Source organism: bacterium (assembly GCA_016708315.1).
GTDB lineage: Bacteria > Zixibacteria > MSB-5A5 > CAIYYT01 > CAIYYT01 > JADJGC01.
On record JADJGC010000011.1, the window covers coordinates 25,865 to 40,515 of the forward strand.

The following is a 14,651-nucleotide window of genomic DNA, read 5'->3' on the forward strand; positions in this document are numbered from 1 at the left end:
GCAAAATGAAGAAAATAGAGAAACCAATAACCAACAACACTACATCAGGAGGAGAGAGAATGAGAAAATTCGCTTTCATCTGTATGGTGATCGCAGTAGCTGCGTTCCTCGCGGCTCCGGCGGTCTTCGCTTGCGATGGCGCCAAGACTGGCGACAAGGCTTCAGCGTCAAGCTGCAGCAGCTCCAAAGTTACAACGGCCTCAGCTACCAGCAAAGATAAGGTAACTGCGACCAACGTTGGCGCCAGCTGTTCAAAGGAAGGCGCTGCCAAGACCGGAACAACTGCTGGTGCTTCCTGCACCGCGGCTGAGAAGGCTGCCTGCGCTGCCAAGACCGGTACCACTGCCGGTGCTACCTGCACTGAAGCCGAAAAGGCCGCTTGCGCTGCCAAGACCGGCACAACTGCCGGTGCCACCTGCACCAGCGGTGCCAAGGCCACCACGGCCGGCGCTACCCTGCCGAACGGACATCCGGACCTCAAGGTTGCCGATGCCCTTAAGTGCGGTACTGCTATGGTCGCTTTCGTCAACGTCGAGAAGATGACCTGCGCCGGTTGCGTTTCTGGCGTCAACAAGGCCGTTGGCTCAATCGATGGCGTTTGCGCCGTTGAGACCAGCCTCGACAAGAAGACCAGCACGATCGTGTTCCATCCTGACAAAGTGAAGACTGACGACCTTGTCGCCACCATCACCAAGGCAGGCTTCACGGCCACTATGAAGTCCGAGTGCACGGAAGACATGAAAGCTGTCTTCTGCGCTGATTTCGATCCGGCCAAGTGTGCCAAGGTCTGTGCCAACTCTGCTGCTTGCAGCAAGAAGGACACCAAGAGCAGCGAATCCTAAATCGATTCTTGATCTTGTAAGTATGAGGGCGGTTGATCTGAATCAACCGCCCTTTTTGTTGGTATAATCTCCGTGATGTTTGTATTATAGAGACGTTATGCACAAGAGCGCCAAATGAAACGATTAGTCGTCGCCCTGTTCTTCTTTCTGATTGTCCAGATTTCCACTGTCTGCGGCGCCAAATATGCCGGTGAATCATTTACACTTGGCGCAGGTGCGCGCCCGTTGGCACTGGGCGGCGCATTCACCGCAATCTCTGACGACCCGTCCGGGCTATATTATAATCCCGCAGGCTTAGCACAAATCAATGGTCGCCAAATTCTCCTTTTACATTCAGAGACCTTTGGTTCGCTCGTCAACCACGATTTTATCTCATACACGAATCCAGTTGTGTTCCGCGATCGACCCGGCTCTGTGGCAATTGGAATCTACCGTGTCGGTGGCGGCGGAATCATCCTCACCGAGAAGGATCCAATAACCGGCGGTCCAAAAGTTCTTTCTGAAGAGAGCCACTATGATTACCTGCTTCTTCTGGGTGGTGGTGTAAATCTTTCCGAAAGGTGGCGCGTCGGCAGCTCAGCCAAGATAATCGTTCGCTCGCTCGCCGAAAACTCAGCGTGGGGACTTGGACTCGATTTCGGGATTCAATACGGAAGCACCAAGGGATTTGCCGCCGGTGCAACGCTGACAAATGCTACTTCGACCTTTCTGTCTTATGATAATGGCACCCGCGAGTCGATTCTACCGGCACTGAAGATCGGTGCGACGCACTCCACAGAAGTAAATCACTTCACGTTACGAGCGGTCGCGGATGTCGATCTACTTTTCGAAGGTCGCGACGCCGCTGCCCAAGTCGCGCTCGGCGCAATGTCGCTTGATTCGCATCTCGGCGGAGAAATTTCCTATCACGAAATTGTATATTTCAGAGGAGGATCGGATATTGGCCGGCTAACTTTCGGGGTTGGAATCAAATTCAATCGATTCCGCCTTGATGGTGCGTTCCTTGACCATAACGACCTTGACAATTCATACCGCGTATCGCTTAATATCGCGCTTTAGGAGGATTGAGATTTGCAGATAGTTTACGTCAGAAGAATCGGCATGTTGGTGGCTGCAGTACTGACAGCAGCGATGATTTTTGGATGTTCATCGGAAAAGTCGAGTTTCAGCCAGGAAGGACCGATCAACAGCGACACATATCTTGCTACCATTGACGGCAGTCCGGCTGTTACTTTGGGTGCTCTGTTTGAGCAAATGCAGAGAATGACTGCTCCCGGCGGCAATAAGCCATCGACTCCAGAAAATGCGTTTGACGAGTTGTTGTATCGCAAGCTTGCCGAAATCAAGGCTGGTACCTTCAAGGACTTCGACAAGAAGGAAATTGACCGACTGGCAAAGAACCGATTCCATGACGTGCTAATGCAGTTCCTATACGAGAAGACCATCGCTAACCGGGTTGTTGTCTCTGAGGCTTCGATTGATAGCCTGTACCAAGCCAACATTGCCTTGTACAGCGTTCCTGAGCGTCGCGCCGTGACCCATATTCTCTTCTCTGAAAATCCCAAAGCATGGGAAGCGGTCGGTGTGGATGTGACCGGATTGTCAGTCGAGCAGCTTCGTGCAAAAGCAAAATCTGAGTGCCAGAGATGTTACCAGGAAGTCATGGCAGGAGCGGATATTGCAGAATTAGCTTCAAAATGGTCGCATGATTCAAATTCTAAAGCCCGAAATGGCGCCAGTGGCTGGTTTGCTCGCCCCGAGATGGTTGAAGAATTTTCCAATGCCGCGTTCAGCTTGGGCGTCGGTAAGGTCAGCAAACCGTTCTCTTCTATCTATGGATGGCACTTGCTTCGAGTCGATTCCGCCTCAACGGAGGTGATTCAGCCGCTTGACTCCGTGTTGCGGGAACAGCTTCGCGCGGAGTTGCGCTCAGGCGAAGAATCAGCTTATGGGCAAGTTATGGTCGACAGTATCTTTCGACTGGCTGAGTTTGAATGGAATGAAGAACTTCTTGCCAAGACCACCGGAGATTATGATCCCTTTGACTGGGTCTGTATTGTGAATAAAACCGACACGATCGACGCCATTGTCCTGCGCGAGAACGAACTGATGTATCGGACGCGTAATCGTACCTCCGAAGTATCACCCGAAATTCGAAAAGACATTGTTAGGGTGAAAGCTACTCCATGGGTGCTGATTTCCAGCGCTCGCCAAATGGGGCTGATGGATACAGATACGATGCGCAATGCCTTCGAAAACTTCCGGCGCGCTGAGATTGTAAACCGCATTTTCCGCGATCGCGTGCCAACAGACCTTACTTGGACTGACGAGCAACTTGAGAGTTATTACAACTCCCACATTGGGGATTTCAAGTCCGATAAGCCTGTCCAACTGCAACACATCGTCTTCGAAGACTCCCTTCGAGCCATCGAAGCTCTCAAAGAAATTCGCGCCGGCGCCGACTTTCGGGCTACTGCAATGAAGTACTACCCCGGTGATGATGACTTCAAGGAAGCCGCTTTCGATCTCGGTTGGATCAGTCGCGATGATGTCAGCCCGGAACTGTACGACCGTGCCTGGCTCACACCAGTCGGCGAAGTCTCCGGTCCGCAAAGATCACAGTGGGGTTTTCATCTAATCAAAGTCCTGGATCGCAAGTCGCAATTGGATTTCCAGGGAGCCAAGACTGACGTTCGACGCAAAATGCGCGAGGAAGCTTATAAGCAAACGGAAGAGAAGTGGATTGCCGGTCTGAAGGAAGGCCGCGACATTGTCCGCCTTGACGAAATTTGGGACCAAATCGACTTTACCAACCCAATGCGATACCGTGCAGTCGCTGATTCGATCAAGCAGGCCCAGGCTTCTAGTGCAACCAGCGGAAAATAAGAACATTACTTATCAGCAGGAAGCGTTGCGGAAAGCCACGCATTTCATCGCCCTGCTGATTCCTACCAGCTACGTCGTTTTTCCAAGAGAATGGGCGATTGCCGCCATGGCAATCGCCTTTACCATTATTGCCGTTTTCGAGTTCTTCAGGCTTAAACGCATGGCTCCCTGGAAGCTCATCGAACCCGTAGTCGGCTCGATGATCCGACCCAAAGAGCAAAACGGCAACTTCACCGGCGCATTTTACATTCTGCTAGCTGGAACTCTGACAATTGCGTTCTTCCCTCGTTGGGTAGCGACGACGGCAATAACATTTGAGATACTTGGCGATGTCGCTTCGGCTCTCGTCGGCCGCAAGTTCGGATATCATAAGATTCGCGGGCAGAAGTCGTTCGAAGGCGCGGCTGGATTTCTCATAGTAGCCTTGCTCATCATCGTGGTAATGCCAAAGGTGCCCTATACTGTCGGGATTGTTGGCGCAATTGTAGCTTCCATTGTGGAAGCCATTTCCATTCACAGGGACGACAACCTCACCGTACCGCTATCTTCCGGACTGGTTATGCACCTGATGATGCAGATCTGGCCCAATTTGCCATAATCGATCATCGATTTTTGAGCGCTGCAGAATGCAAAGAGATTAAATGCTTGACCGTTTCATTGCAACTTGCCACCTTTGCATCAACACTGGTACCAGAAGAATCAAATGAACTTTATCGACCTTCGATCAGATACCGTTACAAGACCTTCGGCAGCGATGCGCGAAGCAATTGCTAACGCCGAGGTCGGCGATGATGTCTTCAATGACGATCCGACAGTCGCGCGCCTGGAACGGATGACCGCTGAATTGCTCGGCAAAGAAGCCGGACTTTTTGTGCCGACTGGCACAATGGGGAACCAGGTTGCTATCAAGACCTTGTCAAATCCCGGCGACGAGATCCTCTGTGATGAAGGTTGTCACATTTTCAATTATGAAGCTTCCGCCGGTGCGGTTGTTTCCGGACTTCTCTTTCATGTCGTGCGCGGAGTTCGCGGCGTAATTACTGCCGCTGATCTCGCTCCGTTGATTCGGCCGGGCGATCTCCATTCGCCCAGAACTTCCATCATTGCATTGGAGAACACGCACAATCGTGCGGGTGGGACTGTATTTCCCATCGAAGTCATGCAATCGATTCGCCAGCTTGCGGATGAGCAGCGAATCATGGTACACCTTGACGGCGCAAGGCTCTGGAATGCCCACATCTCCACCGGTATTCCTTTGGCCGACTATTCGCAGTGCGCGGATACTGTCAGTGTCTGCTATTCCAAGGGCCTTGGCGCTCCAATTGGCTCTTGTATTCTCGGGGATCGTGAGTTCATAGCCGAGGCGCGCCGCACCCGCAAGATGTTCGGCGGCGGAATGCGACAGGTCGGCATTCTCGCAGCAGCGGCGATCTATGCGCTCGAAAACAACATCTCGCGCTTGGTCGAGGACCATGAGAATGCTTGGTATCTGGCGGAATCGCTGTCAGAAATCGAAGGTGTTTACATCGACCTTGATAGCGTGCAAACCAATATCGTAGTTATGGACATTGCCGGCGCTGGCCGTGAAGTCCCCGACGTGATCTATTCGCTGAAAGAAAAGGGCGTGCTGGCCGTCCAATTTGGTCGCACCAAGATTCGCTGTGTCACCCACTTCGATGTCAACCGCGACGACATCCGCGATGCAATCAAGATCTTCAAGGAAGTCTTCGAAGCGTAGCCCGGCAGTTCTTTAGCACCATCCCACACTTTCCTCTTGACTATCTTTCTACCAGTTAACATCTTGGATACGAATATACATTTTAACCAGGAGCGACTTGATGGGCAGTAGGTCGCAGCAAGGTGGGGGCATACTGTTTTTCTTAAGCTACCGAACGGTTTGCTTGGCTGTTGTTTTGCTCTTTTCGATACTCTTCGGTGCCGGTTGCGGCGTAAGTACCGTTTCGAAGCAACTAATCGCTCCAGCGCAAATTCGGAGCGCACAGCACGGTTCAGGATTCCTCAAAGCGCACATGGTCGCCGGCGATATGTACGTCCTCAAAGACTGGCGAGTCGATTCGACGCAGGCGAGAATCACTGGCAACGGAAACCATCTCGATTGGAATCGCGAACTCCTTGACAGCGGGTTTTGCAGCGTACTGCTAGACTCGGTCGTCATTTTTGAAACTAATGAGGTCCAACCTTCAGCGGCCGTGGCCGCCCTGGGAATTGTGACAGTAGCCTCCGCTGTTGTCTCCGTAATCTGTCTTGCCAATCCAAAGGCCTGTTTCGGGTCATGTCCGACATTCTATGTCGATGATGGCGACTCACTGCTTCTGCAAGCGGAAGGGTTTTCATCCAGCATCTCACCGGCATTGGAAGCCACCGATATTGACGCTCTCTACCGGGCCAAGTTCAGCGGCGTCACAACCACTATCACAATGACAAACGAAGCCTATGAAACCCACGTGGTCCGCCATGCTGACCTGCTTGCCGCTGAGAGGACTCCGACCGGACGAATAATGTCGACTTCTGACAGACAGTTCTGGCAGGTATTGGGATCAGTATCTCCTATAGGTATGGAAGTCGAGAATGGGGCGAAGGCTTCACTATTATCAGCCTTCGATGGGGACGAGTGGTTCAGCCTGGCTGACTCTACCAATCTTGCCGCAAAAGAAGTCATTGAACTGCAGTTCCCAAATATTGACGGTGACAAATTCGGAATAGCGATTGCCTGCCGGCAATCGTTGATGAGCACCTATCTGCTTTATCAAACGCTCGCTTACATGGGAACCGGTGCCGGTGAGATCTTTGCAGCCCTGGAACGTCGCGGTCCCGAAATGATCAGCAAGTTCCGCTCGTTTGGTGAGGATCTCGGCAACATCGAAGTCTTGCTTCCGGACTCGGTAGGCAACTGGCAATCCGCTGGCGTAATTCGCGAGACCGGGCCTCTGGCTACCGACATGCACTTGCTAGTTCTGCCATCAACAACATTTCTGCCTACTTCAATTCGAATTCGCCTGACGAAGGGTTATTGGCGAATAGACCAAATCTCATTGGTGTCTGTCGGTGATGAACGTATTCCGCAAAGAATTCACCCTTCAGCCGTAAGACGTATGGGACAGCTCGACACGACAGCGCTGGCCGCATTACTCGATGACTCAAAGACATTGGTCACGCTTCCGGGAGATACGGTGCAACTGACATATCAACTCCCGCAACCTCCGGACAACTACGAGTATTTTCTTGAAAGTCGTGGCTACTACCTCGAATGGATGAGGGAAAACTGGCTCGAACAGGAGGATCGCGCTATGGCTATGAAGATCATCACGAGTCCGCAGGCAGCACTAAAAACACTCGCAGCCGACTACAAGCGTATCGAGGCAGAAATGGAAGACTATTTCTGGAGGAGCCGTTATGCGAAGTAGACTTGCCTTGAGTGGCAGTGTATTGGCTCTTCTGATGTTGGCCGGATGCGCTGCATCAATCGCACCAACACACTGGCTGCCTTCGGCACTCGAAGTCCCGCAGGACGGTTATGGCAGCTGGGCATCTGTCACTCTGTCAATTGGTCCGGACGAATTCTCCGAAGGTGAATTGATTGCCTCGACTCCCGACACGCTCTACATCCTTGGATACGAAAGACTCGAGGCTTACGGGCACAATGAGGTCGCCAAGGTGCACCTTCAGAGTTATGATGCCAATTATACTGGTCTTGCCTTCTGGACCGGAATCGGCTCGTTGTCTACAATATCGCACGGGTTTATCTTGGCTATTTCTGCGCCTGTCTGGATCATTACCGGCACTATTGCCACATCATCGCAGTCAAAAGCTCCACACAAGACGATGATGGGCGGTAGTTGGAAGCAGCTCCAAGGTTACTGTCGATTTCCCGGCGGCATGCCCCCATCAATTGACCGGACCGAAATCAAGCCAAAGCCACTTAAAATCCCTGAACTTAAGAGCCCAGCTCAAGTAGACGCCTCCGGCAACGGGACATAGGCCCCTGAAACCTACGCTTTGATGACCTTATCCTCGTTCCAGTAGAGATTCTGTTGGATCTGTTGAGTGCCGAGCCCAATGGTACGATCACGCAGTCGCTCGCAATCGCTGCGCGAACCTATTGTACAACATCATCTTGAGCGTAGATTTGTCAATTAAGGGGTGCCGCCAAAGATCAAGTGTCGAAATGATGACATTGACAGGGAAACTGGTTGTGAGGATCATACGCCAATAAATGGGCGAACCTACCCAAAACATAGGGGAGATATTGCTACACGTTTTTGGATATTGCCAACAAAACAAGTTGACATAGGGGGCATACTCGCTATATTTTTCAACATTCTATGGGAATTGCAGTGTGAAAAAATTCACTAAAGTTCTCGACTTTGTTATCTATGTTTGCGGAGGTTCCTAATGTCTGAAGTATATAAGAATTTCATTAATGGAGAGTGGGTTAGTTCTCATTCTGGGCAGACCTTTGAAAACCGAAATCCTGCGAACACCGACGAGGTCGTTGGTGTTTTCCAGAAATCGGACAAAGTTGATGTCCAAAATGCAATCGATGCCGCCAAGGCCGCTTACAAGAAGTGGCGACTGGTTCCGGCGCCGAAGCGTGCGGAGATCTTGTTCAAGGTCGGCCAGATGCTGGTCGAGCGGAAAGAGAAGTACGCTAACGACATGACCCGCGAGATGGGCAAGGTTTTGAACGAGACTCGTGGTGACGTGCAAGAAGCAATCGACATCTCTTACTTCACAGCTGGTGAGGGTCGCAGATTGCACGGTCAGACTACCCCTTCCGAGCTACCCAACAAGTTCCAAATGTCGGTGAGACAACCCCTCGGAGTTTGCGGGATGATTACCCCCTGGAACTTCCCGATGGCAATCCCATCTTGGAAGATGATCCCAGCCCTCGTTTGTGGGAACACGGTGGTAATCAAGCCGGCTACTGATACTCCGCTTTCTGTCGTGAACTTTATCAAGACAATGGAAGATGCCGGCATGCCGAAAGGCGTCGTTAATATGGTCACCGGTACGGGTTCCGGAGTTGGCGACCCGCTGATGAACAACTCCGATGTGAAAGTCGTGTCCTTTACTGGATCAACCGAAATCGGTTCAGTCGTTTCCAAGGCCTGCGCCCCAGACTTTAAGCACTGCTCGCTTGAAATGGGCGGCAAGAACGCCATGATGGTTATGCCGTCAGCCAAGCTTGAACTGGCAGTTGATGGCGCCCTGTGGGGAGCTTTTGGGACGACCGGCCAGCGCTGTACGGCAACTTCGCGTATTATTGTTCACAAAGACGTCTATAAGCAGTTTGTTGAAAAGCTCGCCGAACGCGCGCGCAAGCTGCGTGTTGGCAACGGACTTGATGCGAATGTCGATATGGGTCCGGCAGTAAATCAGAGCCAGCTTGATACCGACCTGCACTACATTGAAGTAGGAAAGAAAGATGGCGGCAGGCTCGTTTGCGGCGGTGAACGGCTGACTGGTCCAGGCTACGACAAGGGATACTTTGTCCAGCCGACAATCTATGCTGATATCACACAGAAGATGACGCTCTGGAAGGAAGAGGTCTTCGGGCCGGTTCTTTCGATTGCAATGTGTGAGTCTCTGGAAAACGCCATCGAAATGGCTAACGACAGTGCTTATGGCTTGTCGGCTTCACTCTACACTATGGATGTCAATGAAGCATTCACCGCGATGCGCGACGTATACACCGGCATTTTCTATGTTAATAGCCCGACGATCGGCGCGGAAGTGCATCTGCCGTTCGGCGGCACCAAAGCGACCGGAAACGGACACCGCGAAGCCGGTCATCAGGCACTCGATGTGTTCAGCGAATGGAAGTCGATCTATGTCGATTTCTCGGGCACGTTACAGCGCGCCCAGATTGACGCATAACCGGGTGAATCGACCGCGATATTTGACCGGCAATTGAAGTGACTTATGAGTTTATCGCAATATAGAAACAGGCTCCACGTCAAGCAGTTGTTGATGCAGTATATGCTGCTCACCATCTGGCTCGCTTCGGCTGTCTGAACCTCCTGTAACAATCGGTTTGTTTCAGAGAAATTCCGAAACCTATAATCTGTTTACACAGGAGATTTAAGATGGCAAAGAAACGAATTTTGATAATGGGCGCCGCCGGACGTGACTTTCATAATTTCAACACGTATTACCGCGACGACAAGTCTGTTGAAGTAGTCTGCTTCACTGCCACCCAGATTCCCGATATCGACGACCGCAAGTACCCAAAGGAACTAGCCGGTTCGCTTTATCCAAAAGGTATCCCAATCCATGCCGAAGATGACCTCGTTGATTTGATTCTCGACGAGAAAATTGACGAAGTAGTTTTCTCATATTCCGACGTTTCTCATGAATACGTAATGCACAAAGCATCGACGGTGCTTGCTGCCGGAGCGAATTTCGTGTTCCTTGGCGGCAACTCGACGATGATCAAATCCACCAAGCCGGTTGTGGCAATTGCCGCAGTCCGTACCGGTGCCGGCAAGAGTCAGACTACTCGCAAAGTCTGTGAGAATCTGAAGGCGCTCGGTTTGAAGGTCGTAGCGATTCGTCACCCCATGCCGTACGGCGATCTCGTGAAGCAGGCCTGCCAGCGTTTTGCCACGGTGAAGGACCTTGCTCTTCACAAATGCACCATCGAAGAAATGGAAGAGTACGAGCCGCATATTTCGCGCGGCCAGGTGATCTATGCCGGCGTTGACTATGAAATGATCCTGCGTCAGGCTGAGAAAGAGGCCGATGTCATCGTGTGGGACGGCGGAAACAACGATATGCCGTTCTATCAGCCGGATCTTTGGATAACCGTGGCTGATCCGCATCGTCCGGGACACGAGATTCAGTATCATCCGGGTGAAACCAACCTCCGTTGGGCTGATGTCGTCGTCATCAACAAGATTGATACCGCCGACGGCGAATACATCAACTACGTTCGCAGCAATATCCAGCAATACAATCCCGATGCTATCATCGTCGATGGGGCCTCACCGATTTCGGTCGAAGACGCTTCCGTCATTCGCGGCAAGCGCGTCCTCGTTATCGAAGACGGCCCGACAGCCACACACGGTGAAATGCAATATGGCGCCGGCACTGTTGCTGCTCACAAGTTTGGTGCTGCTGAAATCGTTGACCCGCGTCCGTATCTCAAAGGCACGTTGCTTGACACTTTTGCCAAGTATCCTGATATCGGAGCAGTTCTTCCGGCAATGGGTTACGGTGGCAAGCAGATTAAGGATCTCGAAGCTACAATCGCCGCGACTCCTTGCGACGGTGTGATCATCGGAACGCCGATAGACTTGCGCCGCATCTGCAAGATCAAACAGCCTTCAACTCGCGTTGGCTACGAACTACAGGAAATCGGCGAGCCGACCCTGTTGAGCATCTTGACCGAGTTTGTCGCCAAGATGAAGAAAGGCCGCAAGAAGTAGGTCATGAGCAAGACAGCTGTAGTGGCTCTTGGCGGGAATGCAATTACCCGCAAAGAAGTTGAAGACACAATTGCCAACCAGTTCGCAAACACCCGGGGTTCGCTCCACGGGCTGCTCGAACTGATTCGGCGCGACTACAAGATTGCTATCACGCACGGCAATGGCCCGCAGGTTGGTAATGCCATCCTGCGGGTTGAATTAGCGCGCGGTAAGGCGCCGATTCTGCCGCTCGGAATCTGTGTTGCAGATACTGAAGGTGGTATGGGCTATATGATCGGCCAGAGTCTATTCAATCGTCTTCACCGGGATGGGATCAAGCGAGAAGTCGTTTCCATCATAACTCAAATTGAAGTCGACCAACACGACCCGGAACTGAATAACCCGACCAAGTACATCGGTCAATTCTACACCGAGCAAGAGGCCGTACTTTTCCAGACCGAACGCGGTTGGACGATGAAAGAAGACTCTCATCGCGGTTGGCGTCGCGTTGTCGCCTCACCGAAACCGCGCAGAATCGTCGAAGGCAACATCATCAAACGTCTTGTTGATGACGGTGTTATCGTCATCGCTGCCGGTGGTGGTGGAATCCCGGTCTATGTCGAAAAGGATGGCACGCTTGAGGGTGTCGACGCCGTTATCGACAAGGATCGCGCTTCGGCATTACTCGCGCACGAAATAGGTGCTGAGATGCTAATTATCCTTACCGGAACTGAAAAAGTTGCATTGAATTTCGGTAAACCGGATCAAAGATTGCTCGACAAACTCACGGTCGAGCAAGCAGATCAATACTTACGAGCAGGGCATTTCCCGGCCGGAAGCATGGGGCCAAAGATAGAAGCAGCCATCGAGTTCATCAAGATGGGCGGCAACCGAGTGATCATTACTTCCATTGAAAAGGCATCCGACGCGGTATTTGGAAATGCTGGCACTGTCATCGAGCGTGGGTGAGGCCGTAATGGGACTGTCGCCAGAAGTGATCACTGCGATCACTGCTCGGGGTCAACTGTATGAAGTCGGCGGTACAGTCCGCGACTCCATTCTGCAATTGCGGGAATCCTCCAAAGACTCTGATTTCCTTGTCACCGGCATTCCTTACCAAGACTTGTTTTCGATACTTCGAAAATTCGGGCGAGTCGACATAGTCGGAAAGTCATTTGGAGTAATCAAGTTTTCGCCGTTTGAATCTGCCGGCGATGCCTCGTCACAGATTGACTTTGCTCTTCCGCGCAGAGAACACTCAACCGGCACAGGTCATAAAGACTTTGCCGTAAACTTCGACCACGAAATACCTGTCGAGGACGACCTTTACCGCCGCGACTTCACCATCAATGCCATAGCTCGCAACGTTGTTACCCACGAGATTATCGATCCGCTCAATGGTCGCAAGGATATCGCTGACAAAATTATTCGATTTACGACGGCGGACAGTTTCCGAGAAGATCCATTGCGAATGCTGCGGGCGATGCAATTTGCAGCCCGATTGAATTTCACTATTGAACCGATCACCTATCAATCCATCTGTGACAATGCAAGACTTATTGAGACTGTATCGGCTGAACGCGTTGCAGAAGAGCTGAACAAGTTGTTGATAAAGGCAGACAAGCCCTCAGTTGGTTTCAAACTGATGGAGTCGACTGGATTGCTTCAGTACGTACTACCGGAGTTGCAGAGAACAGTTGGATGCGAGCAGCCCGGACCGTATCACGCCTGGCCCGTGTTCGAACACACGATCTATACAGTCGATGCTGCTCCCAAACGCTTGCTGGTTCGCATTGCGTGTCTATTTCACGACATTGCCAAGCCACAGGCAAAACGCCTTACCGATGAAGGCGGAGCTACTTTTTATGGCCACGAAACCTATGGAGCAAGAATCACGAGGATTGCCCTGGAGCGACTTCGCTATTCCAATGACTTCATTGACGACGTAGTGACTCTGGTTGACCGGCACATGTTCACCAGCGATGTCAGCGACAAGGGATTACGCCGACTAATCCGAAAAACCGGCCTTAATCTGATTTACGACCTACTCGATGTTCGCCGCGCCGACGTAGTTGGACAGGGCAAAGGCGGAAAGACCGACGATGTCGATGAACTTGAACAGCGCATCCGTGAGGAGATCGCCAAGAAACCGCCTTTCGGATTCAGCGATCTTGCGGTCAACGGAAATGACCTAATGCGCGAGTTCAATCTCGAGCCCGGGAAAACCGTCGGCGACACGCTAAATCATCTTCTTGAAACTGTATTGGATCTTCCAGATAAGAACGACTATCAGACACTTATGGCAGAAGCTAAGAATTATTTACACAACTCAACTCATGAAGGGTTGAAGGAGTCATAGATGAAGATACATGAGTATCAGGCAAAGGAGATTTTTGCCACATTCGGTATTCCGGTACCGAAAGGTAAGATGGCCACCACAGCCGAGGAAGCTCGCAACATCGCGGCTGACTACGGACGTCCGGTCATGGTCAAGGCTCAAGTTCATGTTGGTGGTCGCGGCAAGGCCGGCGGTATCAAGTACTGCAACAATGCCGATGAAGCGTTCGCCAATGCCGAGAAGATTCTCGGGATGGACATCAAGGGATTGACCGTTCGCCGCATTCTGGTGACGGAAGCCTCTGACATCGCCCATGAGGTCTATTGCGGAATCATCATCGACCGTGCCGCCAAGAAGCCGGTGATCATGGTATCTGCTGAAGGCGGTATTGATATTGAAGAAGTCGCCGCCAAGACACCTGAGAAGATTCACAAACTGCACGTCGATCCGATCCTTGGAATTCAAGGATATCAGGCGCGCGAGCTTGCTTACAAGGTCTACTCTGACCCGAACACCGCTAATCAAGCGGCCAAGATTATCCAGAAGCTGTATCGCTGCTTCATGGAGAGCGACTGTACGCTAGCGGAAATCAATCCGCTGGTGACAACACCTTCGGGCGATGTTATTGCGCTCGATGCCAAGATCAACATCGACGACAATGCTCTCTATCGTCACAAGGACTTTGAAGGTCTTCGCGATGTGGCGCCGGCAGAAGAAGCCGAAAACGAGGCCCGCGAAGCCGGTCTTTCGTTTGTCGGTCTTCACGGCAACATCGGCTGCGTCGTTAATGGCGCCGGTCTGGCGATGGCGACGATGGATCTGGTGAAGCACTATGGTGGCGAGCCAGCCAACTTCCTTGATATCGGCGGATCATCCAATCCGGACAAAGTCGTGACGGCGATGCGCATCATTCTTCGCGACCCGAACGTGAAAGCGATCCTGTTCAATATCTTCGGTGGTATTACTCGCTGTGACGACGTCGCGCACGGTATTGTAAAGGCTGTTGCCGAATTCAAACCGCAGGTGCCGATTGTGGTGCGCCTCACTGGTACCAATGAAGAGCAGGCCCGCGTCATTCTTGCCGAATCGAACTTGCCGGCGGCCGATACGATGGACGGTGTTGTGATGAAGGCAATTGAACTGGCGAAGGTCGCCTAA

The 14,651-nt window shown here is 51.9% G+C and carries 12 protein-coding genes; all 12 read left to right on the forward strand.

Annotation, left to right across the window (positions count from 1 at the left end; translation table 11 throughout):
- Window positions 1-59: 59 nt before the first annotated feature.
- The 12 genes from IPH59_10040 to sucC all read left to right on the forward strand — a co-directional run bounded on the left by IPH59_10040 (window position 60) and on the right by sucC (window position 14,651).
- Window positions 60-842, forward strand: coding sequence for a heavy-metal-associated domain-containing protein (locus IPH59_10040; GenBank protein MBK7092041.1), 783 nt, complete (start codon window positions 60-62; stop codon window positions 840-842).
- A 114-nt stretch (window positions 843-956) separates the two neighbouring features.
- Entirely contained in the window at window positions 957-1,901 is a 945-nt protein-coding gene (locus IPH59_10045) for a PorV/PorQ family protein (GenBank protein ID MBK7092042.1), read from the forward strand.
- A 12-nt stretch (window positions 1,902-1,913) separates the two neighbouring features.
- Window positions 1,914-3,728 carry a peptidylprolyl isomerase gene (locus IPH59_10050; GenBank protein ID MBK7092043.1) on the forward strand — a complete coding sequence of 605 codons (1,815 nt, stop codon included), beginning with the start codon at window positions 1,914-1,916 and terminating at the stop codon, window positions 3,726-3,728.
- Window positions 3,709-4,326, forward strand: coding sequence for a hypothetical protein (locus IPH59_10055; protein ID MBK7092044.1), 618 nt, complete (start codon window positions 3,709-3,711; stop codon window positions 4,324-4,326). Before IPH59_10050 ends, IPH59_10055 begins: the two co-directional genes overlap by 20 nt.
- 105 nt (window positions 4,327-4,431) lie before the next feature.
- The gene (locus IPH59_10060; GenBank protein MBK7092045.1) at window positions 4,432-5,466 is read left to right on the forward strand and encodes an aminotransferase class I/II-fold pyridoxal phosphate-dependent enzyme; all 1,035 of its coding nucleotides are present in this window, start codon (window positions 4,432-4,434) and stop codon (window positions 5,464-5,466) included.
- Window positions 5,467-5,641: 175 nt separating this feature from the next.
- Window positions 5,642-7,153: a hypothetical protein gene (locus IPH59_10065; protein MBK7092046.1), complete on the forward strand. Its 1,512-nt coding sequence runs from the start codon at window positions 5,642-5,644 to the stop codon at window positions 7,151-7,153.
- Window positions 7,143-7,727: a hypothetical protein gene (locus IPH59_10070; GenBank protein ID MBK7092047.1), complete on the forward strand. Its 585-nt coding sequence runs from the start codon at window positions 7,143-7,145 to the stop codon at window positions 7,725-7,727. Before IPH59_10065 ends, IPH59_10070 begins: the two co-directional genes overlap by 11 nt.
- Window positions 7,728-8,141: 414 nt before the next feature.
- On the forward strand, window positions 8,142-9,626 hold the full coding sequence (locus IPH59_10075) for an aldehyde dehydrogenase family protein (GenBank protein ID MBK7092048.1): 1,485 nt from the start codon (window positions 8,142-8,144) through the stop codon (window positions 9,624-9,626).
- A 209-nt stretch (window positions 9,627-9,835) separates the two neighbouring features.
- Window positions 9,836-11,176: a GTPase gene (locus IPH59_10080; protein MBK7092049.1), complete on the forward strand. Its 1,341-nt coding sequence runs from the start codon at window positions 9,836-9,838 to the stop codon at window positions 11,174-11,176.
- Window positions 11,177-11,179: 3 nt separating this feature from the next.
- A complete protein-coding gene (gene arcC / locus IPH59_10085) occupies window positions 11,180-12,124 on the forward strand; it encodes a carbamate kinase (protein MBK7092050.1) in 945 nt (314 codons plus the stop codon).
- A 7-nt stretch (window positions 12,125-12,131) separates the two neighbouring features.
- Window positions 12,132-13,514 carry an HD domain-containing protein gene (locus tag IPH59_10090; GenBank protein MBK7092051.1) on the forward strand — a complete coding sequence of 461 codons (1,383 nt, stop codon included), beginning with the start codon at window positions 12,132-12,134 and terminating at the stop codon, window positions 13,512-13,514.
- A complete protein-coding gene (gene sucC, locus IPH59_10095) occupies window positions 13,515-14,651 on the forward strand; it encodes an ADP-forming succinate--CoA ligase subunit beta (GenBank protein MBK7092052.1) in 1,137 nt (378 codons plus the stop codon).

What these genes read in the sequence shown, in the direction of transcription:
- IPH59_10080 (MBK7092049.1), top strand. Translation starts at nt 9,836, where the DNA reads ATGGCAAAGAAACGAATTTTGATAATGGGCGCCGCCGGACGTGACTTT.
- arcC (MBK7092050.1), top strand. Translation starts at nt 11,180, where the DNA reads ATGAGCAAGACAGCTGTAGTGGCTCTTGGCGGGAATGCAATTACCCGC.
- IPH59_10070 (MBK7092047.1), top strand. Translation starts at nt 7,143, where the DNA reads ATGCGAAGTAGACTTGCCTTGAGTGGCAGTGTATTGGCTCTTCTGATG.
- IPH59_10075 (MBK7092048.1), top strand. Translation starts at nt 8,142, where the DNA reads ATGTCTGAAGTATATAAGAATTTCATTAATGGAGAGTGGGTTAGTTCT.
- IPH59_10040 (MBK7092041.1), top strand. Translation starts at nt 60, where the DNA reads ATGAGAAAATTCGCTTTCATCTGTATGGTGATCGCAGTAGCTGCGTTC.
- IPH59_10090 (MBK7092051.1), top strand. Translation starts at nt 12,132, where the DNA reads ATGGGACTGTCGCCAGAAGTGATCACTGCGATCACTGCTCGGGGTCAA.
- sucC (MBK7092052.1), top strand. Translation starts at nt 13,515, where the DNA reads ATGAAGATACATGAGTATCAGGCAAAGGAGATTTTTGCCACATTCGGT.
- IPH59_10060 (MBK7092045.1), top strand. Translation starts at nt 4,432, where the DNA reads ATGAACTTTATCGACCTTCGATCAGATACCGTTACAAGACCTTCGGCA.
- IPH59_10045 (MBK7092042.1), top strand. Translation starts at nt 957, where the DNA reads ATGAAACGATTAGTCGTCGCCCTGTTCTTCTTTCTGATTGTCCAGATT.